At 62.8% G+C, this 26,834-nt stretch carries 29 protein-coding genes; 18 read left to right on the top strand and 11 right to left on the bottom strand.

Features of this window, described 5'->3' with window-relative positions; genetic code table 11:
• The first annotated feature begins 12 nt into the window (after positions 1-12).
• The 3 genes from BM177_RS04150 to BM177_RS04140 are packed head-to-tail and all read left to right on the top strand — an operon-like array spanning position 13 to position 2,688.
• Positions 13-1,269 (top strand): MFS transporter, encoded by a 1,257-nt coding sequence (locus BM177_RS04150; RefSeq protein ID WP_091678411.1) that lies wholly within the window; start codon positions 13-15, stop codon positions 1,267-1,269.
• Between the two features lie 33 nt (positions 1,270-1,302).
• Positions 1,303-1,998 (top strand): pyroglutamyl-peptidase I, encoded by a 696-nt coding sequence (locus BM177_RS04145; protein WP_175492491.1) that lies wholly within the window; start codon positions 1,303-1,305, stop codon positions 1,996-1,998.
• A 9-nt stretch (positions 1,999-2,007) separates the two neighbouring features.
• The gene (locus BM177_RS04140) at positions 2,008-2,688 is read left to right on the top strand and encodes a TerC family protein (protein ID WP_210185883.1); all 681 of its coding nucleotides are present in this window, start codon (positions 2,008-2,010) and stop codon (positions 2,686-2,688) included.
• 7 nt (positions 2,689-2,695) lie between these two features.
• Here BM177_RS04140 and BM177_RS04135 read toward each other — a convergent pair whose 3' ends face one another.
• On the bottom strand, positions 2,696-3,250 hold the full coding sequence (locus BM177_RS04135; protein WP_139223508.1) for a hypothetical protein: 555 nt from the start codon (positions 3,248-3,250) through the stop codon (positions 2,696-2,698).
• 145 nt (positions 3,251-3,395) lie between these two features.
• Here BM177_RS04135 and aat point away from each other — a divergent pair, with 145 nt between their 5' ends.
• On the top strand, positions 3,396-4,073 hold the full coding sequence (aat, locus tag BM177_RS04130; RefSeq protein WP_244532097.1) for a leucyl/phenylalanyl-tRNA--protein transferase: 678 nt from the start codon (positions 3,396-3,398) through the stop codon (positions 4,071-4,073).
• Between the two features lie 18 nt (positions 4,074-4,091).
• Here aat and BM177_RS04125 read toward each other — a convergent pair whose 3' ends face one another.
• The 7 genes from BM177_RS04125 to BM177_RS04095 all read right to left on the bottom strand — a co-directional run bounded on the left by BM177_RS04125 (position 4,092) and on the right by BM177_RS04095 (position 11,024).
• A complete protein-coding gene (locus tag BM177_RS04125) occupies positions 4,092-4,589 on the bottom strand; it encodes a cytochrome c-type biogenesis protein (RefSeq protein WP_425284363.1) in 498 nt (165 codons plus the stop codon).
• A 5-nt stretch (positions 4,590-4,594) separates the two neighbouring features.
• Positions 4,595-6,577, bottom strand: a complete 1,983-nt coding sequence (locus BM177_RS04120) for a heme lyase CcmF/NrfE family subunit (RefSeq protein ID WP_091678834.1) — start codon at positions 6,575-6,577, stop codon at positions 4,595-4,597.
• A 122-nt stretch (positions 6,578-6,699) separates the two neighbouring features.
• The gene (ccmE, locus tag BM177_RS04115; protein ID WP_091678395.1) at positions 6,700-7,149 is read right to left on the bottom strand and encodes a cytochrome c maturation protein CcmE; all 450 of its coding nucleotides are present in this window, start codon (positions 7,147-7,149) and stop codon (positions 6,700-6,702) included.
• 32 nt (positions 7,150-7,181) lie between these two features.
• Positions 7,182-8,357 (bottom strand): c-type cytochrome biogenesis protein CcmI, encoded by a 1,176-nt coding sequence (gene ccmI / locus BM177_RS04110; RefSeq protein WP_091678392.1) that lies wholly within the window; start codon positions 8,355-8,357, stop codon positions 7,182-7,184.
• A gap of 48 nt (positions 8,358-8,405) precedes the next feature.
• Positions 8,406-9,800 (bottom strand): ATP-binding protein, encoded by a 1,395-nt coding sequence (locus tag BM177_RS04105; RefSeq protein ID WP_091678830.1) that lies wholly within the window; start codon positions 9,798-9,800, stop codon positions 8,406-8,408.
• A gap of 129 nt (positions 9,801-9,929) precedes the next feature.
• Complete coding sequence (locus BM177_RS04100) at positions 9,930-10,637, bottom strand: response regulator transcription factor (protein ID WP_091678389.1); 708 nt, start codon at positions 10,635-10,637, stop codon at positions 9,930-9,932.
• A gap of 33 nt (positions 10,638-10,670) precedes the next feature.
• Positions 10,671-11,024, bottom strand: a complete 354-nt coding sequence (locus BM177_RS04095) for a PepSY domain-containing protein (RefSeq protein WP_091678386.1) — start codon at positions 11,022-11,024, stop codon at positions 10,671-10,673.
• Here BM177_RS04095 and BM177_RS04090 point away from each other — a divergent pair.
• Entirely contained in the window at positions 11,023-11,904 is an 882-nt protein-coding gene (locus BM177_RS04090; RefSeq protein WP_175492490.1) for a S1 family peptidase, read from the top strand. The genes BM177_RS04095 and BM177_RS04090 overlap by 2 nt on opposite strands.
• Before the next feature lie 10 nt (positions 11,905-11,914).
• Here the strand turns inward: BM177_RS04090 and BM177_RS04085 are convergent, their stop codons facing one another.
• Entirely contained in the window at positions 11,915-12,247 is a 333-nt protein-coding gene (locus BM177_RS04085) for a hypothetical protein (protein WP_091678378.1), read from the bottom strand.
• A gap of 215 nt (positions 12,248-12,462) precedes the next feature.
• Here BM177_RS04085 and sseA point away from each other — a divergent pair, with 215 nt between their 5' ends.
• The 6 genes from sseA to parE all read left to right on the top strand — a co-directional run bounded on the left by sseA (position 12,463) and on the right by parE (position 19,884).
• Positions 12,463-13,314 carry a 3-mercaptopyruvate sulfurtransferase gene (gene sseA, locus BM177_RS04080; RefSeq protein WP_091678374.1) on the top strand — a complete coding sequence of 284 codons (852 nt, stop codon included), beginning with the start codon at positions 12,463-12,465 and terminating at the stop codon, positions 13,312-13,314.
• 356 nt (positions 13,315-13,670) lie between these two features.
• A complete protein-coding gene (locus BM177_RS04075) occupies positions 13,671-14,051 on the top strand; it encodes a hypothetical protein (RefSeq protein ID WP_091678369.1) in 381 nt (126 codons plus the stop codon).
• 361 nt (positions 14,052-14,412) lie between these two features.
• A complete protein-coding gene (locus BM177_RS04070) occupies positions 14,413-14,751 on the top strand; it encodes a P-II family nitrogen regulator (RefSeq protein WP_091678364.1) in 339 nt (112 codons plus the stop codon).
• A gap of 73 nt (positions 14,752-14,824) precedes the next feature.
• Positions 14,825-16,234 (top strand): type I glutamate--ammonia ligase, encoded by a 1,410-nt coding sequence (gene glnA / locus BM177_RS04065; protein WP_091678361.1) that lies wholly within the window; start codon positions 14,825-14,827, stop codon positions 16,232-16,234.
• A 324-nt stretch (positions 16,235-16,558) separates the two neighbouring features.
• Positions 16,559-17,593, top strand: a complete 1,035-nt coding sequence (locus BM177_RS04060) for a glutamine synthetase beta-grasp domain-containing protein (RefSeq protein ID WP_091678358.1) — start codon at positions 16,559-16,561, stop codon at positions 17,591-17,593.
• A gap of 233 nt (positions 17,594-17,826) precedes the next feature.
• Entirely contained in the window at positions 17,827-19,884 is a 2,058-nt protein-coding gene (gene parE / locus BM177_RS04055) for a DNA topoisomerase IV subunit B (RefSeq protein ID WP_091678827.1), read from the top strand.
• Positions 19,885-20,499: 615 nt separating this feature from the next.
• Here parE and BM177_RS04050 read toward each other — a convergent pair.
• Positions 20,500-20,871, bottom strand: coding sequence for a response regulator (locus BM177_RS04050; protein ID WP_091678824.1), 372 nt, complete (start codon positions 20,869-20,871; stop codon positions 20,500-20,502).
• Positions 20,872-20,977: 106 nt separating this feature from the next.
• On the opposite strand from BM177_RS04050, the gene BM177_RS04045 reads away from it, so the two are divergent.
• Both BM177_RS04045 and hemB read left to right on the top strand, forming a co-directional pair.
• Positions 20,978-21,292, top strand: a complete 315-nt coding sequence (locus BM177_RS04045) for a DUF3572 domain-containing protein (protein ID WP_091678355.1) — start codon at positions 20,978-20,980, stop codon at positions 21,290-21,292.
• A gap of 56 nt (positions 21,293-21,348) precedes the next feature.
• Entirely contained in the window at positions 21,349-22,359 is a 1,011-nt protein-coding gene (gene hemB / locus BM177_RS04040; RefSeq protein ID WP_244532094.1) for a porphobilinogen synthase, read from the top strand.
• A gap of 156 nt (positions 22,360-22,515) precedes the next feature.
• On the opposite strand, the gene BM177_RS19430 is transcribed toward hemB, so the two are convergent.
• The gene (locus BM177_RS19430) at positions 22,516-22,788 is read right to left on the bottom strand and encodes a hypothetical protein (RefSeq protein WP_139223507.1); all 273 of its coding nucleotides are present in this window, start codon (positions 22,786-22,788) and stop codon (positions 22,516-22,518) included.
• On the opposite strand from BM177_RS19430, the gene BM177_RS04035 reads away from it, so the two are divergent.
• From BM177_RS04035 to BM177_RS04010, 5 genes are all read left to right on the top strand, one after another.
• Entirely contained in the window at positions 22,781-23,773 is a 993-nt protein-coding gene (locus tag BM177_RS04035) for a DUF2778 domain-containing protein (protein WP_244532093.1), read from the top strand. The two genes, BM177_RS19430 and BM177_RS04035, sit on opposite strands and share 8 nt — an antisense overlap.
• Before the next feature lie 13 nt (positions 23,774-23,786).
• Entirely contained in the window at positions 23,787-24,029 is a 243-nt protein-coding gene (locus BM177_RS04030; protein WP_091678347.1) for a hypothetical protein, read from the top strand.
• A 335-nt stretch (positions 24,030-24,364) separates the two neighbouring features.
• Entirely contained in the window at positions 24,365-24,760 is a 396-nt protein-coding gene (locus BM177_RS04025) for a hypothetical protein (RefSeq protein ID WP_091678344.1), read from the top strand.
• Between the two features lie 98 nt (positions 24,761-24,858).
• Positions 24,859-25,062 (top strand): response regulator transcription factor, encoded by a 204-nt coding sequence (locus BM177_RS04020; protein ID WP_139223506.1) that lies wholly within the window; start codon positions 24,859-24,861, stop codon positions 25,060-25,062.
• A 248-nt stretch (positions 25,063-25,310) separates the two neighbouring features.
• Positions 25,311-26,804, top strand: coding sequence for a replicative DNA helicase (locus BM177_RS04010; RefSeq protein WP_091678332.1), 1,494 nt, complete (start codon positions 25,311-25,313; stop codon positions 26,802-26,804).
• Positions 26,805-26,834: the final 30 nt, after the last annotated feature.

Here is a 26,834-nt window from a genome sequence, read left to right as displayed (position 1 = left end):
GCACCCTGGCCCATGCTCGGACGCCTGCTCGCCTCGAGGCGCTTCGCGCCCCTGTTCTGGTGTCAGTTTTTTTCGGTCTTCAACGACAATTTCGTCCGCAACATGCTCGCCATGCTGATCCTGTTCCGGCTTGGCGAGACCGAGGCCGGTCCGTTGATCACGCTGGCGGTAGGGATTTTCATGCTTCCCTCGCTGCTCCTTTCGGGCGCGGGCGGAGAGATGGCGGACGCGCAGGACAAGGCGCGCCTTGCTCAAAGGCTGAAACTCGCCGAGATCTTCGTGCAGGCCGCCGCCGCCACGGGCCTTTGGTTTTCCTCCCTTCCCCTGCTCTATGCGGCGCTGTTCGGCCTTGGCGTCATCGGCTCCCTCTTTGGTCCGATGAAATATGGCATCCTGCCCGACCTGATCGGCAAACACGAACTCGTGGCGGGCAATGCGCTGGTCGAAGCCGCGACTTTCATCGCGATTTTTCTTGGCCTGATCGCGGGCGGGCTTTCGGCCGGCGGCCGCACTCCCGGCGGAACAGTGCTTCAGCTGATGGTCATCGCCCTCGCCTGCTATGGCTCCAGCCTCTTTATTCCGGCGACCCGGCCGGCCGCCCCCCATCTGAGGCTCAATCCCAACATTTTCGCCTCGACCGCATCGCTTCTGCGCGAATTCAGCCACGACGGCAAACTGTGGTCCCGAAGCCTCGCCGTTTCGTGGTTCTGGATGACCGGCGCGATTGCCCTCTCGCTCGTGCCGGTGGTGATCCGCAACAAGACCGGCGGCGGGATCGTCGTGGAAACCGCCATCAGCGCTTTGTTCGCCCTCGGGATCGGCATCGGCTCGATCAGCGCCGCAATCATTGCGCGCGGGCGGATCTTCTTGCAGCCGGTCCCCTATGCTGCGATCGCCATGGCGGGATTTTTGATCGATGTCGGCGCTGCGACCTGGAGCTTGCCCATGGCCGAAGCCGAAGTCGATCTTCCGACTTTCATCAACACTGCGGCCGGACTTCGCATCGCGGTCGATGTCGTTGGACTTGCTTGCGCCGGAGGCCTGTTCGTCGTGCCGCTCTTCGCCGCGATCCAGGCTGATTCCGCCAACGAGAAGCGCGCGCGGATCATCGGCGCGGTCAATATCCTGAACGCCGCCTTCATCGTCGGAGGCGTTCTGGTGACGGCCGCCCTGCAAAGCAGGAGCGTCGGACTATCGGAACCCGCCCTGCTGGCCGGACTCGGAATTTTAAATCTGGGCGCGGCCGCTTATGTGCTGCGCTGCCGTTGACTTTAGCTTGGCCGGGTTCAAATGGCTGAACGATTGCAAGCGAATCTGACAGGCTCTTCTCCTATCCGCATCCTCGTCACCGGGTTTGGAAGTTTTCCGGGCGTTCCCCAAAACCCCACGGCGCGGCTCGTCGCCGCTCTCGCCAGACAACGCGCGAGATTCGTCAGACTGGGCGTCGACCTGCACCTGTGCGTCCTGCCGGTCACCTACTTTGGAGCCCCCGAGACGATGGAGGCGCTGATATCGTCCCTTCGTCCTCACGCGGTTTTACATTTCGGCTACGCCGTGAGGCGGCGCGCGGTTTGCGTTGAAACCCGCGCCTTGAATCACGCCAGCGTTCTTCGTGCGGACGCTAACGGATCTTCGCCGTCACGCGCCAGCATCGATGAAGCTCCGTTCGTCGCGGTTTCCGCCCTGCCCTACCGAAGGATCGCGGTTTCGTTTCGACGCGCCGGCCTTAAATCGGCGGTTTCGATCGACGCCGGAGATTACGTGTGCAACCATATTTTTCTTCGCTCGCTGATGGCGATGAAGACAGGCGCGGCGGGATTCGTTCATATTCCGCCCGTCAGGCGCGCAGGCCAGCAAAGGTCCGCCCTCCCGAGCCATCGCCCGGATTTCGAAACGGTCGGCCGGGCGGCTTTTTTTGCGATCCTCGAGACCGCGCGAAGTTTACGCGCCGCCCACGCCCGTCCGCCAGGGCTTGATCCGCGCGCGCAAGGCGCCTAATTGTGGACGATGCATCCAGAAACGACTGCATTCGTCATTCACCTCGTGCAGATCATCTGGATCGACATCCTGCTGTCGGGCGACAATGCGATCGTTATCGCGCTCGCGTGCCGGGCTCTGCCGGAAGGGAGCCGCCAGAGGGCGATGTGGCTTGGCGCGGGCGCGGCGGTGGGAATGCGCGCCGCGTTTACGGTTTCAGTCGTCTCGTTGATGGCGCTTCCCTTCGTCAAGATCGTAGGCGGCGCGCTGCTCCTCTTCATTGCGATCCGTCTTGTCGGTGAGGACGAGGAGCAGAATGCGCCGAAAGCCGAACCTTCGATCTGGGCCGCGGTCCGCATCATCGTCGTCGCCGACCTTGTGATGTCGCTCGACAATGTCGTCGCCGTCGCGGCGGTCGCGCGGGGATCGCCCGTTTTGATCTTCACCGGGCTCGCGCTTTCGATTCCCCTGATTGTTTCCGGCTCCGCCCTGGTGCTTTCGATGCTTGGCCGCTTCCCTGTCCTGGTCTGGGCCGGCGCAGCGATGCTCGGCTGGATCGGCGGCGAATTTATCGCCTCGGACCATGACATCGACGCCTGGCTGCGGCTGTACGCTCACGGCCTCACGCAGGCGCCTGGTCCCGTGGGCGCAGCGCTGGTTCTGACGTTCGCCTGGCTGCGCTACAGGCTGATCGTACGCGCCTGGCGCTGACAGCGCTCTAGCCGATCCGGCGCGCGTTCGTGCGCAAGGTCGTTTCGGGACGAACGAACCGCGCCAGTCCGGCGAATTCTTTCACGGGCCCCGCAAGCAGCAAGGCGCGGGGCGCGATCAATCCCGCAGCCGGCGCCGCGCGCGGGAAGAGCCGCTCGACGAAATTCTCCGGCGCGCAGGTCATTCGGGCCGCCCGAGAGCGTCCGTCTCCGGACAGACCGGCGCGGCTGGCGCTCGCGAGGAAGTCGCCCGCCTCCTCGATAAATCCAGCGTCAGGGGCGCGGCCGGAACGCAGCAGGAATACCTCCGGGCCGCGCGCGGCCTCAATGGCGAGGCGCAGCCAGCCGGCTTCGTTCTTTGCTTCGAACAGGCCACAGCCGGCGTGATCGGCGACAGTGGCGAGATCGAGACCGAACGGTCCGGCGATCGCCACATCGCGCACGAGGCCTTCGACGTTCGCCCTGACCAGCGAGGCCAGCGTCCGCACAAGGGCCTCAAGCGGGTCCCGTCCCTGGCGGGTCGTTTCGGTCTGACTTTCCATGAAGACGATCGTCGAAAGCATAGGCCCCGCCTTGGGTCGAGTTGTTCCTGCGCCTGATCTCGAGCGCCGCGAGCGCAGTCGCAAAATGGTCCGAGGTCACCTCAACGCGGGATTCACACGAACGCTCCAGCTTGACGTAACGTTATGGAAAGTTCAAAATTTTCTTGTGGCCAAATCCCGCAACGATTTCCAGATCACCACCGACATCTTGTTAAGGGCCTATTCCATCGGCCTGTTTCCGATGGCGGAAAGCGCCGACGATCCGAACCTTTTCTGGGTCGACCCGGAGCTGCGCGGCGTGTTCCCGCTGGACAGACTCATCGTCTCGAGAAGCCTCGCAAAGACGGTCCGCTCCGACCGGTTCGAAATCCGGGTCGATCATGATTTTCCCGCCGTGATCGACGCCTGCGCCAGCGCCTATGAGGACCGCGAGAAAACCTGGATCAACCAAAGGATCAGGGAGCTTTACGGCCAGCTCTTCGACGAAGGCCATGTCCATACAGTCGAAGCCTGGCGCGACGGCGCGCTGGCCGGCGGACTTTACGGCGTCCATATCGGAGCCGCGTTTTTCGGCGAAAGCATGTTTCACCGCGTGACCGACGCCTCCAAGGTCGCCTTGGTGCATTTGGCCGCGCGCCTCGTCAACGGCGGGTTCAGCCTGCTCGATTCGCAATTCGTCACTCCCCATCTTGCTTCCCTTGGCGCCGTCGAGGTCTCGCAGCGGACTTACCGGTCTCAACTGGCGGAGGCCGTATCGCGCCAGGGGAATTTCTGGGCATGGCCCAGATCCTTCAGGGTTCCAGGAGCCGAGGCTCTTCGCGCGCTGACGCTCCGGCGGATCTGATCGTTTGCTCGCGGCCGATCAGGGCTCGGGAGACTTGTCGGCCCCCTCGGGAGATTTGTCGGCGCCAAGGAGCGCCTCGAGTCTGGCGCGTTCGCTTTCGCTCAACCTGGGCGCGGCGTCGCGGATGCGCCTACGCGATGCGAAAACAATCGCGATCCCGCCGCAAAGCAAAACAAGAAATGGCGCGCCCCAGAGCGCCAGCGTTTCCAGCTTGAACGGCGGCTTGAGCAAGATAAAATCGCCATAGCGCTGAACAAGGTAGGATCGGACCTGCTCGTCGCTGTCCCCGGCCTGCAGCCGCTCCCGCACGAGAATGCGGAGATCCTTCGCCAGCGACGCCTCGGAATCGTCGATCGATTCGTTCTGACAGACCATGCACCTCAATTGCGCCGAAAGCGCCCTCGCGCGCGCCTCCAGTCTGGCGTCCGGCAAGATCTCGTCCGGCTGGACCGCCATCGCTGGCCATGACAATAGCACCAGCCCGGCAAGCGCTAAGGCGCGAAAAATCGTCATCATCAGCATCATTCTGCGAGCTGCGGGCTTCCCGCCCGGGCTTTTCCGGCTCGGCGGGCGACGCCGATGCGGAAACTCCTGTCGCTCAAGGAAAGGCCGCCTCCGAAAGCCATCAGCAAGGCCCCGATCCAGATCAGCGCGACGAGCGGCTTCCAGAAGATACGGGTGTTGACAGCGCCATTGCCCGTCATCTCGCCGATGCTCATATAGACCTGACCAAAGCCGATGGTCGAAATCCCGGCCTCGGACCGGCTCATGCGGCGGGCGGGATAAAACCGCGTCGCGGGCTCGATCCTTGCGACGACGTTCCCACCGGAGCGGATCGTCGTCGCCGCCACCATTTCCGAATAATTCGGGCCCGCGCGCGGCGTGACGCGGTCGAGCGTGACATCGTATCCGCCGACCGAAACGGTCTCGCCCGGCTTCATCGCGATGATTTTCTCGGCGCCCCATCCCGTCGCGGCGAGGCCAAGCAGCGTGACGCCGATTCCGGCGTGCGCAAAGGCCGCTCCGAACGCCTGGCGCGGCAGGCCAAGCGCCCGCTGACCAGCGGCGGCAAAAGAAGCGCCGCCGCCAAAGAGCCGGCGCCAGACGTCGGCGAAAGACCCGATGATGACATAGACCGCGATCCCGGACAAAACGACGCTCGCCACCGGCCCCCCGCGCCACGCGGCCAGCGCCAGCATGGCGGCGAGGCCCGCGGCGATCGCGACGAAGACGCGCTGCGCGGCGCCGGCGAGATCGCCGCGCTTCCACGCGAGACATTGCCCGATCGGCATCAGCAGAAAGAGCGGAACGAAAAGAGGCCCGAAGGTCAGATTGAAAAACGGAGCGCCGACCGAGATCTTCTCGCCGGTCAGGGCTTCAAGCGCCAGCGGATAAAGCGTGCCGACGAAAACGGTGGCGCAGCAGGTCGTCAGCAGCAGATTGTTCAGAACCAGCGCTCCCTCGCGCGAGATCGGGGCGAAGAGGCCTCCCTGTTTAAGGCCGCCCGCGCGCAAGGCGAACAATACGAGCGAGCCGCCGATGAAGACGACGAGAATGGCGAGAATGAAAATCCCTCGCCTTGGATCGCTGGCGAAGGCGTGGACCGAAGTCAGCACGCCCGACCGCACAAGAAACGTGCCGAGAAGCGACAGGGAAAACGCCAGGATGGCGAGGAAGATGGTCCAGATCTTCAGGGCGTCGCGCTTTTCCATCACCAGCGTGCAATGCAGCAGCGCGGTCGCGGCGAGCCATGGCATCAGGGACGCGTTCTCGACCGGATCCCAGAACCAGAAGCCGCCCCATCCCAAGGTATAATAAGCCCAATAGGAGCCCATCGCGATGCCGAGCGTCAGGCAAATCCAGGCGACCAGCGTCCAGGGGCGCACAAACCGGGCGAACACCGAGTCGATGCGGCCGGAGATCAGGGCCGCCGCGGCGAAGGAATAGGTGATCGAGAGGCCGACATAGCCAAGATAGAGCAGCGGCGGATGGATCGCGAGCCCCGGATCCTGGAGCAGCGGATTGAGATCGGCCCCCTCCATCGGAGCCTCGGCGAGACGGGCGAACGGATTCGACGTCAGGAGAATGAACAGAAGAAACGCCGCCGCGATCCAGGATTGAACGCCCAGAACATTGGCGCGCAGGTCCTCGGGCATCGAGCCGGAAAACAGAGCGACGGCCGCGGCGAAGAGCGAAAGCACCAGAACCCAAAGCAGCATGGAGCCTTCGTGATTGCCCCAGACGCCGCTGATCTTGTAGATCATCGGCTTCGCCGAATGCGAGTTCTCGACGACGTTCGCGAGCGAAAAATCAGAGGTGACGTGGGCGTAGGTCAGCGCGAAAAAGGCGTAGGCCGTGAAGGCGAAGCCCATCAGCGCGACAGATGGCGCGATCGCCATGAGGCGGCGGTCCCCGCTCACGCTTCCGCAGATCGGCGCGACGGAATTCACGAGCGCGAGCGCAAGAGCGAGAACGAGCGCGTAATGGCCGGTTTCGACGATCATGTTGACCTCGCTCAACGGGTCCTGAATGCGGACCGCTTCTCTCATAGAACATTCGGCAGACAATTTTAGCAGCGACGCGGGGCGTCAAGGCCGGGATCCGACCAGGCCGCGCCTGACGCGCTTTACGGACTTTTCTGATCGCCCTCCCGCCAGACTCCCTGTTTCTTCAGGGCGTCGGCGACCTCGCGCGGCATGTAGCGTTCGTCGTGCTTGGCGAGGATGGTGTCGGCCCAAAAGACGCCGTCCTGACCAAGCGCGCCTTCGGCCACGACGCCCTGCCCCTCCCGGAAAAGGTCCGGCAGCGCCCCTTTATAGACGACGGCGACATCTTGCCTCGCGTCGGTGACCTTGAAACGGATGGTCTCGTCCGGCTGCCGCGAGAACGAGCCTTCTTTGACCAGCCCCCCGATCCGAAGCCTCTTCCCGACGGCTGGCGCTTTTTGCGCGAGTTCGCTCGGCCCATAGAAAAACACGATGTTGTCGCGCAACGCGACGAGCATCAGCCCCACGGCGAGAGCCAGAGCAAAAAGCGCGGAGGAAATCAGCGTGATCCGGCGTTGTTTGCGGGTCATGGCTTATGGATCTTGCGGGTCATGGCGTGAGACTAACCTTCAATCCCGAGTTCGCGCGCGAGCGCATCGATCCGCCCGACGGCGCCGGGATCGGCGGTCAGATTTCGTTTTGCGTCGAGAACGGCTTCACGGGCCTTGGCGGTTTCGTTCAGGACGGAATAGGCGCGCACGAGGCGAAGCCAGCCTTCGACGTCCTGCCCGTTCCGGGCGAGGCGCGAGGCGAGCTTGTCGACCATGCCGCGAATAACGCCGGAGCGCTCGGCTTCCGGCATCGCCTGTATCCTTGCGGCCATTTCCGGTTGAGCCGCCGGGCCGGTTGGCGCCGCGCGTCCCCCTGCCCCGGACTCGCCGGCTTGCGATGGTTCGGAAGAGCGCGCGAGAGCCGCCGATCTCTGCCTCAGGGCCTCGACCCAGGGCGCGTCCGGCGGCGATCCCGCGATCAGCCTGTCCCAGATCTCGCGGGCGCGGGGAACATCGCCATTCTGCTCGGCGGCAAGGCCCAGAAAAAACTGCGCCTTGGCCAGTTCAGGCTTTTCAGCGACCGCGGCCTCGAAGGCCTTCTGCGCCTCGGACGTCACGGCGCCATTGGCGGCGTAGACAAGAGCCTCTCCGTAAAGGGCGAGCCGCGCCGGAGTTTCGCCCAACAGCCGCAGCGCCTCACTGTAGGCGCGCGCGGAATCATAGGCGCGCCCCATGCGCAGATAAACCGGCGCAACGACCTCATAGGCGCGCCCGTCGTCTGGATGCTCCGCAAGGTGAGCCTCGATCTTTTCGATCGCCGCCATCAACGCCTCATGATCGGGCCCGGAGTTTGGCGGGTTCTGCAGACGGGCGCTGAGCGGCTGGTCCGGCAGATCCGGAGCGCCGGTCAGAGAATAAAGTCCCAGCGCGAACGCGGGAACGAAAAGGACAGCGGCGAGCGACGCGATCTTGGCCACGCGCCCGGATTTCGCCAGCGAGGCGACTTGTTTTTCACCGGCTTGTTCCGTGGCCGCGATAAAGCGGCGGGCGGCTTCCGCCTTGGCGCCTTCGGCGTCGTCGGCCGTGACGAGCCCTTGCTTGGCGTCCCTGTCGATTTCGGCGATCTGCGCCTGGTAGAAGGCGCCCTCCGTCTCGTCGCGGGAACGAACGCCCGGCGCCCTGGCGAGCGGCCACAGAACGCTGAAAACGGCGAGACCCGTCAACGCGGCGAAAATCGTCCATAACATGCGCCACTTAATAGGGGCTGACCGGCCTCTTGCAAAGGCCTGTTTCATTCAAGAAGCCGTGGCGGCGACGCTATTCGAGGCGGCGGGAAGCCGCAGCGTCGCTCGCATCCCGCCCGTTGGGCTTTCATCGAGAGCGAGAGCGCCGCCATAGAGCCCCGCGAGGTCGACGACGATCGAAAGGCCGAGGCCCGAACCGGGTTTTGTCTCGTCGAGCCGAAGGCCCCGTCTGAGGGCGCTCTCGCGCTGCTCCGCCGCCAGCCCCGGTCCGTCGTCATCGATCACGATCCGCAGGTACGCGCGCTCCGCGGCGCTGCGCGGCGCCTCCGGCTCGACGCTGACGGAAACCTCGCTCGCCGCCCACTTTCCGGCGTTGTCGACAAGATTGCCGATCATTTCCTCCAGATCCTGGCGTTCGCCCAGAAACCGGACGGCTTCCTGCGCGGCGGCCGAAAAGTTCACGCCGCGCTCGCGGTAGATCTTCTGGAACGTCCTGACCAGACCATCGATCACGGGTCCGACGTCGGTCGAGCCGGTCACCGCTCCGGCGCGGACCGCAACCCTCGCCCGGTCGAGGTAGTAGGTGATCTGATCGCGCATGACTTGCGCCTGCTCCTCCACCTTGCCGGCGAGGGCGCCCGCGTCGGCTGAAGCTTCATTGACGATCACGCTCAACGGAGTCTTGAGCGCATGGGCCAGATTGCCGACCTGCGTCCGCGCCCGTTCCGCGACAGTGCGATTTGCGGCGATCAGCAAATTGATTTCGCCAGCGAGCGGCGCGATGTCCTGAGGAAAATCGCCGTCGATCTTCTCCGCGTCGCCGCGCCGGATGGAAGCCACCCCTTCCTGCAGCCGGCGCAGCGGCCGCAATCCATAGCGAAGCTGCAAGGCGGAGGAGCCAAGCAGGGCGATCGCCAGCAGGGCGAAAGTGACGACGAGGTCGAATTCGAAACGGCTGATCTGGGCGTCGAGTTCGTCCGACTTCGCCGCAACCTGAACGAGGTAAAGACCCTGATCCCCTGCGTCGATGACCCTTTCGAGCATCCGCAGCGGCCGGTCGTCCGGACCTTTCACATAGCCCCTGCGTGCTCCGCCAAGACCGGCCGGCACACCCTGATTGGCGAGGCGCGGAAGCCGCGCGGCGAACAAAGAACGCGATCCGCGAACGCGCGGCTTGTCGCCGTCAAGCCTTGTCACCTGCCAGTACCAGCCCGAAAGAGCCAATTCGAATTGCGGGTCCGACAGCTCGTCGGCGCCTTCCCGGCCGCCTTCGCCGGGAGTCGCGATATCAGCGACGAGCGCGCGCAGATAAACCCCAAGGCGCTGATCGAAGCTGGCTTCGGCGGTGCGCCGGTAAATGGCGGACAGCACAAGTCCGGCCGCGAGCAGGATCGTGAAGCTGAGGACCGCCGCCGAATAGAAAAGCCGCCGGGCGATGGATTCCATTCGCGGCTCGCGCGGCACAACGAGCGGACCCGCATCATTCCCGGTTTTCCGCATATCGATCGCCGAACCAGTCCCGCGAAAAGCGTGCGCCCGCTCCGCCGGCGGGCAAATCTGAAAAGGGAGGAGGCGTCAGCGCGCAGGCCGCGCCGGGGAAGGCTCGGCCTTTAGGCTATTCTCCTCGGGAGGCGCAAGAAGATAGCCCAACCCTCGCACGGTCTGAATGATCTCGACGCCCAGCTTTTTTCGCAACCGCCCGACGAAAACCTCGATGGTGTTCGAATCGCGGTCGAAGTCCTGATCGTAGAGATGTTCGACGATCTCGCCGCGCTGAACGACGCGGCCGGCGTGATGCATCAGGTAGGACAGAAGCCGATATTCGTGGGAGGTGAGCTTGACCGGCGACCCGTCGACCGAAACGCGGCCCGCGCGCGCGTCGAGATGAACGGGGCCGCAATTGAATTCGCTCGTCGCGTGACCCGCGGCCCGGCGCAGGAGCGCGCGCAACCTGGCCAGGATCTCCTCCATGTGAAAGGGCTTGGCGACGTAATCGTCGGCGCCGCAATCGAAACCCTGCACCTTGTCGCCCCAGCGGTCGCGCGCGGTCAGGATCAGGACCGGCATGGCGCGTCCGGCCTTGCGCCATTCGGTCAGGACGGAAATTCCGTCCTTCTTCGGCAGGCCGAGATCGAGGACGACGGCGTCATAGGGCTCGGTGTCTCCCAGGAACCAGCCTTCCTCGCCATCGAAGGCGCGGTCGACGGCGTATCCGGCCTGAGCGAGCGCGGCGACGATTTGCCGGTTCAGATCCTTGTCATCCTCGACGACGAGCAAACGCAAATCTTGATCTCCGATGTTTTCCCCGAACGAGTTCTACTCCGCAGTCTTGTGAACTCGTTCGGTCTCATTTTTTGAACCGAGCGTCCGGCCGGTCTTCGCGTCGACGATAATCTGAATGACGCGTCCATCCCAACGCAGCAGGCTTATTTCATAGACAAGTTCGTCGCTTCTGCGGCAAAGTTTGGCGCCGATCGCTTCGGCCTGCGCCTTCGCCGCCGCGCTTTGCATCGTCCGGAAAGGCTCCGAGAGGCCGTCGGCGGCGATCTTGTCCCGGGTTTCGGCGGTCGAATAGCACAGACGTTCGCTCTGCGGCTCGGCGCTCGAGCGCGGACACAAGAAAAAAATGGCGGCAATGGCGACGCCAAGGCCCGAAAAGAGGAAACGCATGGCGGGATGTTCACTCAACGACGATGAATGCTCCATGAATGTTGCGGCGCATGTTGCGGCGAATGTTGCGGCGCCCAAGGAGAACTTGACCGCCGCGTCGCGTCGCCAGCTCATCTTGGAGCGGCTGCTGGCGCTCGTCTGTTTGGCGGCGCCTTTTCTGGCGGCGGCGCTCATGACCGGGACGGCTGCGGCGCTGGTCGGACCGGCGCGGCTCGCGCCCGAACTCGAACCCTATGTCGTGACGGTTCTCAACCGCAGCGGCGACAGTTCGGGATTTTGCACGGGGAGCGTGATCTCTCCAACCGTCGTCCTGACCGCGGCGCATTGCGTCGGAGCGCCCGACGACACGCGCATCTTTTTCAAAGACGCAAAAGGCGCTCCGGTCCTCGTCGAAACGGCTGCGGTCGCCATCAATCCGGGCTTCCGACCAGACGCGATCCGCCGCCGCATCACTTCCATCGATCTCGCGCTTGTTCTGTTGGCGGAGCCCTTGCCTTCGGCCTTCACGCCCGTCGAGATCGCCAAGGGCGCTTTGCCCACGCCAGGACAAAAGTTTCTCATCGCGGGCTTCGGCGTCGCCGATGAAGCGCAGGGAAAAACCGGCGGGATCCTGCGATCGGGAATTCTCGTCGATACCGGACCGAAGTCGTCGGTTCTGCTTTGGGCCGCCGATCCAGCACGTTCGGGCCTTGGAGCCTGCACCGGCGATTCCGGCGCGCCGCTCCTTTCTTTTGACCGACCCGCGGTGGTGGCCGTCGCCGTTTGGGCCAAGGGCCAGGGCGGCAACCACTGCGGCGCCCTGACTCAGGCTGTTCTCGTCGCGCCGCAAAGGCATTGGATCGAGACGACCATGAACGCCTGGAGCGCCGCCGCCCGATAATTGTCCTTATCTAGCGCCCGCCGGCCGCGCCGCCGCCCGCTCCTGCTGCGCCGCTCATGCCTCCTGCCGCGCCGCCCATGCCCGGCGACCTCGAAGACCCCGGCGCGTTCGGGTTCATCGCCGGCGGATCGTAATCGTTCGTTCCCTGCCCGCCTGGATTGGCGGAGCGGCCCGTCATGGCGCCTGGAATGGAAGTCTGGCCGGTCGCCGTGTCGCCGTTTTCAGAGGCGGGACCAACGGCCCTGCCGCCGGACCCGCGGCCATTCCCGGACGTATCCTGCGCCCATGCGACGACCGGAGTGACCGCAACGGCGGACGCGATTAACAGTTTTGAAAGATTCATGACGTGCTCCTGGGGTGATAAACTCTTGGAGATAGCTTGAACCGCAGCGCGGCGGCGCGGCGCAAGCGCGCCACCCTGAACGGGCGTCTTTCGAAATGGTTCACGCCGGGTTTCGGTCTGATTTTCCAGCGGAGCCGATGCGCGAACATGTTTGGGCTGCGTCGCGCCAGCGTGTAAAAGACGCTTCGCTCTTTCGATCAACCCGAGGCGAAGACATGACAGAAGACCGGAACCCAGCCTTATTCGTCTCGACGGAATGGCTCGCCAAGAACCTCGGCGCGCCCGATCTGGCCGTGATTGACGGGACTTTTTTCATGCCTGGCGAAGGCCGCGATGCGAAAGCCGAACATTTCGCCGGCCATATCCCCGGCGCAGTGTTTTTCGACATCGACGCGATCGCAGACCATTCGAGCGCATTGCCGCACATGCTGCCGGACCCGAGCGCCTTTGCGGCGGAGATGGCGAGGCTCGGCCTCAGCGAAAACATGCGCTTCGTCGTTTATGATTCAACCAGCTTGATGGGCGCGGCAAGGGTCTGGTGGACCCTGCGGATTTTCGGCGCGCGAGACGTCAAGATCCTCGACGGCGGTTTGCCGCAATGGCGAGACGAGAAACGCCCGCTGGAAACCGGCGCCGCGCAACGGCCGCCCGCGAGTTTCACGCCCAGATTCAATTCGTCAGGGGTCGCCGACGTCGAGACGGTAAGACAAGCGAGCGCGACCGGCGCGGCCCAAATCATCGATGCGCGCGCCCATGGACGCTTCACCGGGGAAACGCCTGAGCCGCGTCCGGGATTGCGCTCGGGACGCATTCCGCAAAGCCTGAACGTCCCGTGGGGCGAAGTCGTCGCCGGCGGCCGGCTCAAGCCCGACGCCGGCGTTAAAGCGGCCTTCGCCAAGGCGGGCGTTGATCTCGAACGCCCGGTGATCACGACGTGCGGTTCGGGAGTCACGGCGGCGATTCTTCTTCTGGCGCTCGAATCGATCGGCAAGAACGGAGTCGTTTTGTACGATGGCTCCTGGTCCGAATGGGGGGCGAGGCAGGATTTGCCGGTCGCCGTCGGTTAGGGATGTAAAGCGCGGCGCGGGCCGCGGCGATAAAAGCATTTGGTGGCCGACTTAATTAACTTGACGGCGAAAAACGGTGCGGTAGCATCGAGTTAAGCGAAAACAGATTGAAACCTTAGAAGGTTTTCCGTGTTTGTCGCGTGAGTGGAACCGTCCGACGGCCGTTGGACGGGGTTTGATCCGAACGCGGGCCCGCGCCGCGCGTCTTCTCCGGATCGAACCTTAAGCCCCAGGGCTTCCACCTGACCCGGCCCTCCGGGGCCTCCAGAACAGATGCTGACCCTTCCGCGCGCGCAAGGGAAATTGCGATCCGGCAGGGATTCTCAATCCGTCTCGAGACATGAGGAGTGACACACATGTGTGACTATTCGCTAGAAATGTACGCCTCCCGGCCTGCTCGTGAGTCTGAGAAATATGTGACCACCCGCTTCCCCTCCGGGAGTATCGGACTGGCGGCGCCTGGAGATTGTTCGACGGCCGTTTGCGTTCAATACGACACGCGGCTCAGCCTCGAAGGGATATCGAGCGATCTTCAAACCCGCCTCGGCGTCGCCCCGGCCGAGCAAGTCGTCTTCGCTCGTCTGGAACATGGCGCCTATCGTGATGGCGTGAAGTTCGGCAACGGCAAGGAGATATCGATGCAGCTCCTTGGCTCAGGCGTCAGCGTCTCTCTCGTCGAAGTGGAAAAACCTCAGGTGGTTGTCGAGCACAAAGGCGTTCTCGAGCCCATCAGCTGAGATCCAGCGTGAGCTGAGATCCATTGCGAGCTGAGATTTATCGCGCGCGTTGGAATTTGGAACAAGTCAACGAAGGATCGCTCCGCAGCTTTGCGCGGAGCGATTTTTTTTGCGCGGCCTCTTTGCGCGGCCTCCAGGCTTTTCTGGCCTTGCCGTCGCTCTTATCGCGAGAAAGACGAGCGCTCCACTGTCCCCGTTTTCTGTTCAGTCCCGAATAATTATTATCTATTTTTTGCGTGACGCCTCAGCTTTTTGATTGCTAAATGCTCGCCGAAAAGTAGAAATTTTGCTCACGGAAGCCGTTTTCCGGCCTTTTGCGCCAGGACGCCCTTCCTGAACCGAGGCGACGCCAGAAACGCTAATGAAAAAAATCGAAGCGATCATCAAGCCCTTTAAGCTCGACGAGGTGAAGGAAGCCCTTCACGACGCAGGCGTCGCTGGAATCACGGTGAGCGAAGCCAAAGGCTTCGGCCGGCAAAAAGGCCATACCGAGCTTTACCGCGGCGCCGAATATATCGTCGATTTTCTTCCCAAGGTTAAGATAGAAATCGTCGTGGCTGACGGCCTTGTCGACCAGGCGGTCGAAGCCATTCGCAAAGCCGCTCAAACCGGGCGAATCGGCGACGGCAAGATATTCATCTCGAACATCGAAGGCGCGATCCGTATCCGCACCGGCGAATCCGGAGCCGACGCCATTTGACGGGCGGGCGAGACGCAGACGGGCGACGCCGCGAACCCAGTTTCAAAATCAACAAAAAAGCATAGGAGAGGACATGAAGACCGCCAAAGACGTGCTCAAGGCGATCAAGGACAACGACGTAAAATATGTCGACTTCCGCTTCACGGATCCGCGCGGCAAGTGGCAACATGTCACATTCGATCAGACCCTGATCGACGAGGATATTTTTTCCGAGGGAACCATGTTCGATGGTTCGTCCATCGCCGGCTGGAAGGCGATCAACGAATCCGACATGCTGCTGATGCCAGATCCCTCGACCGCGTGCATGGATCCGTTCTTTGCGGCGTCGACAATGGTCATCGTCTGCGACATTCTCGAGCCCGGCAGCGGCGAACCCTATGGCCGCGACCCCCGCGGCATCGCCAAGAAGGCGGAGGCCTTCGTATCCTCCTCAGGCATTGGCGATTCCGCCTATTTTGGCCCGGAAGCCGAATTTTTCGTCTTCGACGACGTCCGCTTCAAGGCTGATCCCTACAACACGGGCTTCGTCCTCGACTCGTCGGAATTGCCGACCAATTCGGACACGCCCTACGAGGGCGGCAACCTCGGCCACCGCATCCGCACCAAGAGCGGCTACTTCCCCGTTCCTCCGCAGGATTCGGCGCAGGACATGCGCGGCGAAATGCTCGCCGCAATGGCGCAGATGGGCGCGAAGGTGGAAAAACATCACCACGAGGTGGCTTCGGCGCAGCATGAGCTTGGCCTCAAATTCGGGCCGCTGACGACAATGGCGGACCATCTTCAGATCTATAAATACTGCATCCATCAGGTCGCGCAGAGCTACGGCAAGACCGCGACCTTCATGCCGAAGCCGATTTTCGGCGACAACGGCTCCGGCATGCATGTCCATCAATCGATCTGGAAAGGCGGCAGGCCGCTGTTCGCCGGAAACAAATACGCCGACCTCAGCCAGGAATGCCTCTATTACATCGGCGGCATCATCCGGCACGCCCGCGCGCTCAACGCCTTCACCAATCCCTCGACCAATTCGTACAAGCGCCTGGTGCCAGGCTATGAAGCGCCCGTGCTGCTCGCCTATTCGGCGCGCAACCGATCCGCCTCGTGCCGCATCCCGACGGCCTCGAACCCCAAGGCCAAGCGCGTCGAAGTCCGCTTCCCCGATCCGATGGCGAATCCTTATCTCGCCTTCGCGGCCATGCTGATGGCCGGTGTCGACGGAATCACGAACAAGATCGATCCGGGTCCGGCGATGGACAAGGATCTCTATGATCTGCCGCCGAAGGAACTGAAGAAGATTCCAACGGTCTGCGGTTCGCTGCGCGACGCGCTCGCCAATCTCGACAAGGACCGCGCCTTCCTCAAGGCCGGCGGCGTGTTCGACGACGATTTCATCGACAGCTATATCGAACTGAAAATGGCGGACGTGATGCGATTTGAAATGACTCCGCATCCGGTCGAATTCGAAATGTATTATTCCCTCTAGCCTTATCGGGGGCGGGACCGGCTGCCCGCCTCTTTCAGAACTCGGTCAGGCCAGATCCATGAGCGGGTCTGACCGAGATTCAGCAGCCCCGCCCTTGCGGCTTCAGGCCCTGACCGGTCCGGCGATCGGCCCGGTTTCCGGCAGCCCTGCCGATCGTCGCCTGAACATCTCATGAAGGCAATTGGCACGAATGATGCTTCAAATGAATGCGCCCGGTGCAGCCTTGAAAACGGCTGAATTCAGCGGCGTTTGACACCGCGACAATAACCGCAATCGACATGCGACAATAACCGCAATCAACAATGGACGGAGGCTCCCGGAAAAATGGCCAAATACAAACTTGAGTACCTCTGGCTAGACGGTTACAAACCCGTCCCGAATCTTCGCGGCAAGACCCAGATCAAGGAATATGAGAGCTTTCCCACGCTTGAGCAGCTTCCGCTCTGGGGTTTCGACGGCAGCTCGACAAAGCAGGCCGAAGGCAGAAGCTCCGACTGCGTTCTGAAGCCCGTCTCCGTCTTTCCGGACAGCACGCGCACGAACGGCGTCCTCGTCATGTGCGAAGTCATTATGCCGGACGGAGTGACGCCGCACTCGACAAACGCCCGCGCCACGATTCTCGACGATCCCGGGGCCTGGTTCGGCTTTGAGCAGGAATATTTCTTCTACAAGAACGGCCGTCCGCTCGGGTTCCCCGAGACCGGCTATCCCGCTCCGCAGGGCCCCTACTACACCGGGGTCGGCTACAGCAATGTCGGCAATATGGCCCGCCAGATCGTCGAGGAGCACCTCGACATTTGCCTTGCCGCCGGCATCAATCACGAAGGCATCAACGCCGAGGTCGCCAAGGGCCAGTGGGAATTTCAGATCTTCGGCAAGGGGTCCAAGAAAGCCGCCGACGAAATGTGGGTCGCCCGTTATATTCTCCAGCGGCTCGGCGAAAAATACGGCGTCGATATCGAATATCATTGCAAGCCGCTCGGAAACACCGACTGGAACGGCTCCGGGATGCACGCCAATTTCTCCACGACCTATATGCGTGAAGTCGGCGGCAAGGACTATTTCGAGCAGCTCATGGCGGCGTTCGAAGCCGCCAAGGACGATCACATCGCGGTCTACGGCCCCGATAACCACATGCGGCTGACGGGTCTGCACGAGACGCAATCGATCGATATGTTCAGCTGGGGAATCGCCGATCGCGGCGCCTCGATCCGGGTGCCTCACAGCTTCATTAAAAACGACTACAAGGGCTATCTGGAAGACCGCCGTCCGAATTCCCAGGGAGACCCCTACCAGATCGCTTCCCAGATTCTGAAAACGATCTCGTCTGTGGCTCTCGCCAAAAGCGTCGCGGCTTGATATTTTAATTCAGGAAGCCTATGTAACTTCCTGAATTAACGTAAAGAAATACAAAGGGCGGCCATGAGGCCGCCCTTTTTTGTCGGCTTTTCCACGTCACGGGCCGCCGCCATGAATCGGAAAATGTTTTCGTTCCGTTCCATTTCCGCTCCGTTCGTGGCATAAGCGGCGGTCAAGGCCGATTCAAAGGGACTGACGTACGAATGGCAACGGATGACGATCTTTTCGGCAATATGGCGCAGAAGAAGGCCGATATTCGACCAAAATCACAGCGGCACGATTTCAAGCACGACCCGGAGCAAAATCTGAAACAAGATCTGAAGCAGGACTTGCGGACTGAAACATCTCAGGACTCCGGCTACAACGCCGCCTCGATCGAAGTTCTGGAAGGGCTCGAGCCGGTCCGGCGACGGCCGGGCATGTATATCGGCGGCACCGACGAGGCCGCGCTGCACCATCTTTTCGCCGAAGCCCTCGACAATGCGATGGACGAGGCGGTCGCCGGCCATGCGACCTTCATTGACGTCCGGTTCGAGGCGTCCGGCTTTCTCGGCGTCACCGACAACGGCCGCGGCATCCCGGTCGATCCCCATCCGAAATTTCCGAAGAAATCGGCCCTTGAAGTGATCATGACGACGCTGCACGCCGGCGGAAAATTCGACCAGAAATCCTACCAGACCTCCGGCGGCCTGCACGGGGTCGGCATTTCCGTCGTCAACGCATTGTCGGAGCGGCTCGAGGTCGAAGTCGCGCGGGGGCAGCAGCTTTACCGTCAGACCTTCGAGCGCGGCGCGCCGCTGTCAGGGCTCGAGAAGCTCGGCAAGGCGCCGAACCGGCGCGGCACCAGCGTGCGGTTCAAGCCAGACGAAAAGATCTTCGGCAGGGGCGCGCATTTCAAGGCCGCGCGACTGTTCAGAATGGCACGCGCCAAGGCCTATCTCTTCGGCGGCGTCGAGATCCGCTGGCATTGCGCGCCGGAATGGCTCGACGCCAACGTGCCGGCGGAGGCGAAATTCCGCTTTCCCGGCGGCCTCAAGGATTATCTGGCCCAGGATATCGAGGGCAAGGATCTCGTCATCGAGCCGATCTTCGCCGGAAAGGTTGAAAAGCCGGGCGGCCATGGCTCGCTGGAATGGGCGCTCGCCTGGCTCAGCTTCGATGACGGCTTCGTCCATTCCTATTGCAACACGATCCCGACTCCGGACGGCGGAACGCACGAAGCGGGACTGCGGGCGGCCTTGCTGCGCGGCCTCAAGGATCACGCCGAGCGGATCGGCCAGAGCAAACGCGCCGCCGCGATCAGCGGCGAGGACGTCATGACCTCCTGCGCCGCGATGGTATCGGTCTTTTTGCGCGAGCCGGAATTCCAGGGCCAGAACAAGGGTCGCCTGATGACGCCCGAAGCCTCGCGCATCGTCGAGGGAACGCTGCGCGACGCCTTCGACCATTGGCTGGCCGCATCCCCCTCCCATGCCGCGAGGCTGCTCGACTGGTCGGTCGAGCGCGCCGAGGAAAGACTGCGCCGCCGGGCCGAAAAAGATATCGCCCGCAAGACCCCTAGCCGAAAGCTGCGGCTTCCCGGAAAGCTCGCGGACTGCTCGAATGCAGGCGCAAAAGGCTCTGAAATCTTTATTGTTGAGGGCGATTCGGCCGGCGGCTCGGCAAAACAGGCGCGCAACCGCGCGACGCAGGCGATCCTGCCGTTACGCGGCAAGATCCTGAATGTCGCCAGCGCCACACGCGACAAGCTCTCCGGCAATCAGCAATTGAGCGATCTGATCCAGGCGCTCGGTTGCGGGATCGGCGCGCAGTACAAGGAAGACGATCTTCGCTACGAGAAGGTCATCATCATGACCGACGCCGACGTCGACGGCGCCCATATCGCCTCCCTGCTGATCACCTTCTTCTACCGCCAGACGCCGAAACTCATCTCCGGCGGGCATCTCTATCTGGCGGTGCCGCCGCTCTATCGGCTGACCCAGGGCGCAAAGCAGGTCTATGCGCGCGACGACGCCCACCGCGAGGAGCTGATCGCCAGGGTTCTCACCGGGAAGGCCGCTGTGGAAGTAAGCCGATTCAAAGGCCTGGGCGAAATGCTTCCGGCGCAGCTTAAAGAAACGACGATGGACCCGGCGAAGCGCAACCTGTTGAAAGTGGTCGTTCTCGACGAGGATCAGGAGAGCGCGTCCGATTGCGTCGAGCGGCTGATGGGCAACAAGCCGGAAGCCCGGTTCGCCTTCATTCAGGAACGCGCGGCCTTCGCCAATGTCGCGGAGCTTGTGGTGGTGTGAAACAACGCGGCGTCGCGGGAGCGACACTGGGTCTGACCTTTGCCGATCCATAGGCCGCCGCGCCCGCCCGCCTCAACATCAATCGCCCGTTCAAGGGCGGAGTCTCGTTGATGGCGGCGAAGTCTCTTCCTTTGAAGGAGTTGAGATTCTCTTCCTTTGAAGGAGTTGAATTTCTCTTCCACTTGAGGAGATGAGGATCTCTTGCGCTGAAGGAGGCCAGGATCTCTTGCTCTGAAGGTTGAAGTCTCTTCCGCCAGGGCGCCGCGTCTTTGTGAAGGTGGCCGGCGGCAAATGGCGTTTCGAGGAGGCCACTCCTGACCATTTGCGCGCCGGCCAACCCTACGGACCCAGGAGATGCGGCGGACCTGAGCACTCCGTAGGGGATCTTTAAGTCAAGTCACCGGCAGCGCATTGACTGCGCGCAGGCGCGGATCAGGCTTTCTTATCGAAGCCGCTGTCCCCGCCACCCGTAAGGCCCGGCGGCCTGACGTTAGCGCGATGGCGCAGGAATGCAATCGCGATATTGAAGAGCCATTGTTGAACTTTCATTAACCTAAACGTCGAGCCTGTGGCGAGGCTGACCGCGCCGGGCCGGCCGCCTCCGCGAATGTCCGCTCATTGCTCCTTGAGATGCTTGCGCACGGTTTCGAGAAATTTGACGATCGAGATCGGCTTAGAGAGATACGCCTCGCAGCCGCCTTGCAGGATCTTTTCCTCGTCTCCCTTCATCGCGAAAGCGGTGATGGCGATGACCGGAATGTGGCGCAGCGTTTCGTCGTCCTTGATCCATTTCGTCACTTCAAGGCCGGAGACCTCCGGCAATTGGATGTCCATCAGGATCAGGTCCGGCCTGAATTTGCGGGTCAGCTCCAGGGCTTCGACGCCGCTGCGGGTCTGAACGGTCCTGTAACCATGCGCCTCGAGAAGATCATTGAAGAGCTTCATATTAAGCTCGTTGTCTTCTACGATCAGGATGGTTTTCTGCATTGGCAAGACCCGCTCCGCCCGTCGAGGCGGCGGACCAATCCCCGCCAGGACGGCCTATCATACGCCGGACCTTTAGCCGAAAGAAATTGACGATGGGGAAAACGGCGTGAAGCGAAATGGCCCGTTCCAGAAACCGGGCGCTCGCCCCCTCCCAGCCTCGGCCGAGGCCGCGGAAGCGCTCGCCATTGAAGTTCTCGGCTTCCTGGCGTCGGATCTCGAGCGGCTGGAGCGGTTCATGTCCTTGTCCGGCCTTGGCGTAGAAAACCTGCGTGAAGCCGCCGCGGAGCCGGGATTTCTGGCCGCCGTGCTCGATCATCTGGCGTCGGACGAGGCTTTGCTCCTCGCCTTCGCGGCCAATTCCGGGCGCGACCCATTGCTTGTCGCGAAGGCGCGGGCCAGCCTGTCGCCGCCGCCGGATTGAGCGAAAAAGGCTTTTGGATTTAATCTGTCCGCATGATCATTCCCCAAGGCTCCGAGATGAACGCGCCACAGCCGAACAAGCTCGACCTCACCCAGCGTCACCGGCGCAACCGCAAGACGGACTGGGCGCGCCGCCTCGTGCGCGAACATGTCCTGACGGTGAGCGACCTGATCTGGCCGATCTTCCTTGTCGAGGGCGAAAACCTGCGCCAGCCGGTCGCCTCGATGCCGGGCGTCGAGCGGCTTTCGGTGGACGCGGCCGTCCGCGCGGCGGTGGAGGCGGTCGAGCTTGGCATCCCCGCCATCGCTCTTTTTCCCAATACCGACCCCGCCCTGCGCAACGAACAGGCCAGCGAGGCGCTGAACCCCGACAACCTCGTCTGCCGGGCCTGCCGCGCGATCAAGGCCGCGGCGCCTGGGCTGGGGCTCATCACCGACGTGGCGCTCGACCCTTATACGAGCCACGGCCATGACGGACTTTTGCTCGACGGCGAAATTCTCAACGACGAGACCGTGTTCGTTCTCGTCCAGCAGGCGCTGAACCAGGCCCGCGCGGGCGCCGATGTGATCGCGCCCTCCGATATGATGGACGGGCGCATCGGCGCCATTCGCGCCGGGCTCGACGCACAGCATTTCGACCGGGTGCAGATCCTGGCCTATGCGGTCAAATACGCTTCGGCTTTTTACGGTCCGTTCCGCGATGCGGTCGGCACCGGCGCGATCCTGACCGGCGACAAGCGCACCTATCAGATGGACCCCGCCAACACCAACGAGGCCTTGCGCGAGGCCGCGCAGGATCTCAAGGAAGGCGCCGACATCCTGATGGTGAAGCCAGGCCTGCCCTATCTCGACGTGATCTACCGGGTGAAGCAGAAATTCGGCGCGCCGACCTTCGCCTATCAGGTGTCCGGCGAATACGCGATGATCATGGCGGCGGCGAACAACGGCTGGATCGACGCCGACAAGACGATGCTCGAAAGCCTGCTGTGCTTCAAGCGGGCTGGCGCCGACGCAATCTTGACATACTTCGCGCCGCGCGTGGCGAAGACGTTGAAAGATCTGATCTAGCTCCGCCCCCTTTTTTCCATTTTCGACAGGCTCGTTCATCGCGCGTCCGCCGTGAGTCGCCACGCGCGCGACGGGCCGCGTCCGGCGCGCGGGCTTTGCCGCCGAAGCGCTCCATCCTGCGCCAAACGCGAAATCACACTTTTAATCCGAGTTTAACTAAAAATCGCCCAAATGGTGCGCGACCAATGCGCTGAAGTTTGTTTGCGGGTCATCCTGAAAGGCGGCGAGACCGTCCCGCGCAGGTGTTGTTGATGATTGCGCCTTTTTGGCGCCGCGGATTTTGGCCGAAAGGCGCCGCTCATTAGAAATCAATACGAAAGCGAGACGAATGACTGACGGCATCAATACGTCATATGATTTCATTCCATCGGGCCGCGGCCAATCATTTTGGAAATCACTTTTTTCGCAGGCTGTTCCCGGCGTGGTCATTGTTGCGTTGAGCGCTCTTTTCGGAGTGTGGACGCTGTATCTTCGCCCTGCCGACGACCCGCGTGTTGTCGAAGCCCAGATCGCCGCGCCAACAGCAATGGAAGCGTCCGACTCGAAGGGCGACTCCAACGTCTACGGCGCGCTGTTCGATCCCGGCTTCGCCTCGGGCGCGGCGCCCGCTTCGCTCGGGCAAAACTTCCCGCTGTCAGCCAGTCTCGAACGGGCGCCGACCGCCCAGGAGGGATTCGAACAGGCCGAAATTCTCCCGCCCGATACGATGGCGACCGCGGAGTTTGATTCCGGTGAGAGCGCGCCTCTGCCGATCCCACGTCCCGATGATCTCGCGCCTCCCGCGGGCCGCGCGCCGGTCCTGGCGCCAGGGCGCAGGATCGCGCGGCAGAACGCAAACACCGCGGTCGCCGCCGCCCCCGGCGACAACCGCAACTTCTTCGAGAAGATCTTTGGCGGATTGTCGCAACCGCAACCCTCGCGTCCCGTCCTCGCCTACGCTGCGCCCGAGGATGGAGTTGCGAGCGTCGCGCGCACAACAGCGCCCGCCGCACAAGCGTCGGCTCCCGCGCCATTGCTGAACCTTGCGCCGCGCGTAGATCGCGGCACCGCTGTCTACGACGTCTCCGCGCATACAGTCTACATGCCCAACGGAACGCGGCTCGAGGCGCATTCCGGCCTTGGCTCCATGATGGACGATCCGCGCTACGTCCATGAACGCATGCGCGGCGCGACGCCGCCCAACGTCTACCAATTGTCGCTGCGCGAAGCGCCTTTCCACGGCGTGCGCGCGCTACGTCTCACACCCACCGCCGGCCATGTCTACGGCCGCACGGGCCTCCTCGCGCATCGCTACATGCTCGGCCCCAACGGCGCCTCAAACGGCTGCGTGTCGTTCAGGAACTATGATGAATTCCTGAAGGCCTACGACCGCGGAGAGGTGCAGCGCCTCGCCGTCGTCGCGCGTATGAACTGAGCGAAGCGCCGGGATGATCGTCGGGATAATCGCCAGGATTTTGGCCCTCGTGATCTGCGCCTCGATCAGCGGCGCAGCCCTCGCCGCCGGGCGCTTCGGCTATACGGAGGGTTCGTGCGGAGGATCCTACAGGGGCCTCGACGGCGATTCCTACGCGTGCTCGATCAAGCGCATCCCGTCCTGTGAACAAAGCACGGGACGCTGCGAATGCCTCGAACGCAAGGCCTGCGGCGGCTCCCGCGACGAGCCGTGGTGAGAGCTTGTTTTTGTAACCTGCGCCGGCGACCACTGTTATAAACTTCGCCACCGGTAAGATTGGCGCTGTTTGATCCCCATCGAAAACGCGGACCTCGACCCGGCGCCTCGCGGCCGCCGGGCGGCGAAGGCCCATCAACGCCGCGCTACGCGCGAACGTTGCTTCCCCCTTGGACGAAATGGGCCAGCCAGCCCTTCGCCCTGGGCCCCGCCGCCGCAGCGCAGCGTCGAACCGCGAAGACAAATCAACACATTTGATCGAAGGCGTCCTCCACCAAACGGTTGACGCCCTCTTGATTCGCCTGGATTCGGATTTCAGTCGATGGCGCCCTGCGCATGGCGTCTCAAAATATAGAAATTTACGTTTGCGCGCTCGATCCATCGCTCTGGCCGCAGACGCTTAAAGAAATAACCCGGCAACTGGGCGCCGAGGCGACCTCTATCTTCGCCATCGAACCCGCTGAGCAAAGAATGGAATTTGCCCAAATCTGGGGAGCGGACCTCGCCCAGGTCGCCGCTGACGCGGCGAGAACGAATGCGATCAATCCGTTCCTGACCATCGGCTGGCATAGTCAGATCGACGAACCCTTCCGGATGAGAACTTTCGCGGCCCCCGAAGAGATTCGGCCCACGCAATATTATCGTGAATTTATGGCTTCGAAGGGCTGGTTCGATTTTGTCGGAATGACCCTCCAAAAGTCGGCCCGGCGCTACACAGCGAGCTGCCCCTGACAGATCCTGTCCGCCAATCGGCGGCGACTCGCGGGGCCGTCCTGGCGCTCTTCATTCACAAGATTGGCGAACACGAACTGCTGCCCGGGGAGGTTTTGGTGAAGCTCTACGGCCTCACCCCGGCCGAGACCCGGCTTCTCGTTCTTGTCGCGCAAGGCATGACTGTCGTCAACGCGGCCCATGCGCTCGGCGTCAGCGCGGCCACCGTGAAAACCCATATGCAGCATCTTTTCGCCAAGACGGGCGCGCGCCGCCAAGTCGATATCGTCAAGCTCGTCATGTCCGCGCTGCCGAAGCGGTGAGGCCGTGGGCCGTAGAGCGGCGACCGCTCCTTTTCGGCCGTCCGCGGAAGCAAGCGAATCTTTACTTTTTCCGGCAAAATCTTTCCCGATGTGGATAGCGGGCGCTCCCGCTTTGGCGCCAAAACGCCTCTCCTTTTTCCCGCAACGCCGTGCGACAAGTAGTGAGCGCGCCGGACTGATTCGGCGCCGCCGGGCCACGCGCCTCGCAAAAATCCAAGAAAACCGCCGCGAAAGATTGCTGACCCATCATGCCCGCCCTCGACCAATTCGAACGGTTCGACGTCGCCGCTGTCCCGGAAAAACCCTATCGCCTCGCCCCGCATAATATCGAGGCCGAACAGGCGCTGCTCGGCGCGGTCCTCGTCAACAACGACGCCTTCGACCGCGTCTCGGATTTCCTGCGGCCCGAGCATTTCTCGGAGGAGCTGCACAGGCGCATCTTTGACGTCGCGGGACAATTGATCCGCGCCGGCAAGCTCGCCTCGCCGATCACGCTGAAGACCTTTCTCGGCGATCATGATCTTGGCGGCGTCACCGTGCCGCAATATCTCGCCCGCCTCGCCGCCGAGGCGACGAGCGTCATCAACGCGGAGAATTACGGCCGCACGATCCACGATCTCGCGGTCCGGCGCGACCTCATCCTGATCGGCGAGGATATCGTCAACGCCGCCTACGATTCGCCGGTCGACGCCTCGCCGCGCGAACAGATCGAGGAGGCCGAACGCAAGCTCTATTCGGTCGCCGAATTCGGCCGCTACGAGGGCGGTTTCCAGCGCTTTTCCGACGCCCTCACGGTCGCCGTCGATATGGCTGCGAAAGCCTTCGAGCGCGACGGGCGGCTCTCCGGGATCGCGACCGGCCTTGTCGATCTCGACCGCCACATGGGTGGGCTGCAAGCCTCCGACCTCGTGATCGTCGCAGGGCGCCCCGGCATGGGCAAGACGGCGCTCGCGACCAACATCGCCTTCAATATCGCCAGAGCCTACGAATTCAAGAACAGACCGGACGGCTCCGCCGAGACGACCAACGGCGGCGTCGTTGGCTTCTTTTCGCTTGAAATGTCGGCCGAACAACTGGCGACGCGCGTCATCGCCGAACAGGCCGCCGTCGCCTCCAACAAGATCCGCCGGGGCGACATCACCGAGGCCGAGTTCCACCGCATCGCCGAGGCGGCGCGGGAGATGCAGTCGATTCCCTTCCATATCGATCAGACCGGAGGCCTTTCGATCGCGCAGCTCACCGCGCGGGCGCGCCGCCTGAAACGCCAGCGCGGCCTCGACGTGCTGGTGATCGATTACCTTCAATTGCTCGGCGGCTCGAAGAACAGGAGCGACGGGCGGGTGCAGGAAGTGACCGAAATCACCACCGGGCTCAAGGCCCTCGCGAAGGAGCTGAACGTGCCGGTGGTGGCGCTGTCGCAATTGTCGCGGCAGGTCGAAAGCCGCGACGACAAGCGCCCGCAACTCTCGGACCTGCGTGAATCGGGCTCGATCGAGCAGGACGCCGACGTGGTGATGTTCGTGTTCCGCGAGGAATATTATCTAAAGAACAAGCAGCCGCGCGAAGGCACCGAAGAGTTTGTGCAATGGCAGACCGACATGGAGCGGGTGCATGGCCGCGCGGAGGTCATCATCGGCAAGCAGCGCCACGGTCCGACCGGAACCGTCGAACTCGCTTTCGAGGCGGAGATGACGCGGTTTTCGAATCTCGCCCGCGAGGACGCTCTGCCGGAGCGGATGTGAAGACCATCGGTTCGCTCGCGCCGAAGGGGC

The sequence above is a fragment of the Methylocapsa palsarum genome (genome assembly GCF_900114285.1).
In the GTDB taxonomy this organism is placed as follows: Bacteria; Pseudomonadota; Alphaproteobacteria; order Rhizobiales; family Beijerinckiaceae; genus Methylocapsa; species Methylocapsa palsarum.
Note: the sequence above shows the minus strand (reverse complement) of the source record. Positions and strands in the feature narration are given on the sequence as shown.